Below are 1,922 nucleotides of genomic sequence, written 5' to 3' on the forward strand. Positions count from 1 at the left end.
AAGTCATTCGGCATCAAAAATCGATGCACCGGTAAGTCAACTTTCCCTTTCATCTTGAAATACAGCAATAGCGTCCCGCCTGAAGGAGTATATGTTTTAGGTTGTTTACCTTCCACAAGACGTTCCATTAATGGAAACTCTCCATTTAGTACGATTTGATCGAATGCTTCATGTGTTCCACCTTGTAAGACGATTTCCTTCGCCTGTCCCTGGTCAACGACGACTCGTTCAACGGGTGCCTCGAAGACGAACCGGACACCTCGTTCGACTAATGTGTCATACATGCGTTCAGCAAGTGAGAAATAACCGCCTTTTACATACCAGACACCTTCTGCTTGTTCCCGGTATGGAATCAAACCATAGATGGATGGTGTCGTATACGGATTTCCTCCGATATAAAATGTTGGGAAACTGTATGCCATGCGCAAATATTTACTCTTGAAGTATCGCTTCAAATGATCATGCGCTGTCTCTAAAGCGTGCATCTGTAATAATGGACGCATCATTTCTGGATGCAACAGCTCCGTTTTCCGACGATAACCACGTTCTAAAAATTTCGATACACTCGTCTTATAATCCTTTTCTTTTTGATGCATGAATTCATAAAATCCACGACCTTCGCCGAATTGGCGTTCGATCACAATGGCTTGGTCCACGACATCAGATACTTTCGTAACGACGGTCCCGTCGTCGAAGTGAAGGTCATACAATGGATCCACCCGTTCGAGTTTTACTCCCGTCACGCCTGCTTCTGCCAACTGCTCTTTCAACTTACCTGGCATCAGGACGATTGTCGGACCTTCATCGATGCGTCCACCGGATTCAAAATCGACGGATCGTAATCGACCACCGACATGCGCTTCTTTTTCAAAAATCGTAATCTCGACTCCCGGATGTCTTGCTGTCAGCAAAAGTGCTGCATGCAGTGTTCCGACGCCTGCTCCTACGAATCCTATTTTCATGTCCGCACCCCTTCTTTTTTGAGCACGAGTTCTGCCGTAATACGCGCGGATTCGAAGATTGTTGGTAAGCCGCTTCCTGGGTGTGTGCCTCCCCCGACAAGATACAAGTGATCCAGCTCTTCAAACTGGTTATGCGGTCGGAAATACATCATCTGTGTCAACTGATGCCCAAGGTTAAACGTCGCTCCTTGATGGATCCCCATCGCTTCCCAATCGTCCGGCGTGAACATCTCTTCGACTTCGATTGCCGCTTCAATCCCTTGATACGGTGAACGCGTTTCAAGCGTATCCAGAACACGTCGACGTAATTTTGGTCCTTCGATCGACCAATCGAGTTCCGAGTAGTTGTTCGGAACCGGAACTAACACATACATGGCGGACTTTCCTTCAGGTGCTAGTGTCGGATCAAGAACGGATGGATTTTGAACATAAAATGAAAAATCATCGGATAATTCTAAAGTCTGCGTCATCTCGCGAACGTTTTTCTCGTAGTCTTCCGCAAAATAAATCGTGTGATGTGGCGCATCGAATGTCCGATTGACGCCAAGATACAACATAAACGTCGAACACGAGAATTTTTTGCGATCAATTTTTGGTCGGGACCATTTTTTCAGTACTCCTTCCGGTACAAGGTGATTCATCGCATGTGCGAAATCAGCACCGACGATGACTTCATCAAATAACTCATGCTGACCTGACTCAAGGATGACCCCTTCGACGACTTTGCCGTTTAAGATCAATTGCTTGATACCTGTACCTAACTGAACCGCTCCACCGAGTTCTTCGATGGCACGTTGCATCGCAAGTGGCACCTGATGCATCCCACCAATCGGATGATGGACACCGTATGCATGTTCCATGTAAGACAAGATGGAGAAACCTCCTGGGCATTCCCAAGCCGACATCCCTAAGTACTTCGCTTGGAACGTAAAGGCATACTTCAGTTCTTCGCTCGTGAAA

The 1,922-nt window shown here is 46.7% G+C and carries 2 protein-coding genes; both read right to left on the reverse strand.

From position 1 onward, the window contains the following. Positions 1-962, reverse strand: a 962-nt coding sequence (locus tag B2U10_RS12620; RefSeq protein ID WP_290788120.1) for a phytoene desaturase family protein, incomplete at its 3' end; no start/stop codon positions are given. Continuing rightward, positions 959-1,922 (reverse strand): phytoene desaturase family protein (locus B2U10_RS12625; protein ID WP_290788123.1); only part of this gene is annotated, 964 nt, incomplete at its 5' end. The genes B2U10_RS12625 and B2U10_RS12620, both read right to left, overlap by 4 nt.

The sequence above is a fragment of the Exiguobacterium sp. UBA7533 genome (assembly GCF_002479335.1).
Classification (GTDB): Bacteria; Bacillota; Bacilli; order Exiguobacteriales; family Exiguobacteriaceae; genus Exiguobacterium_A.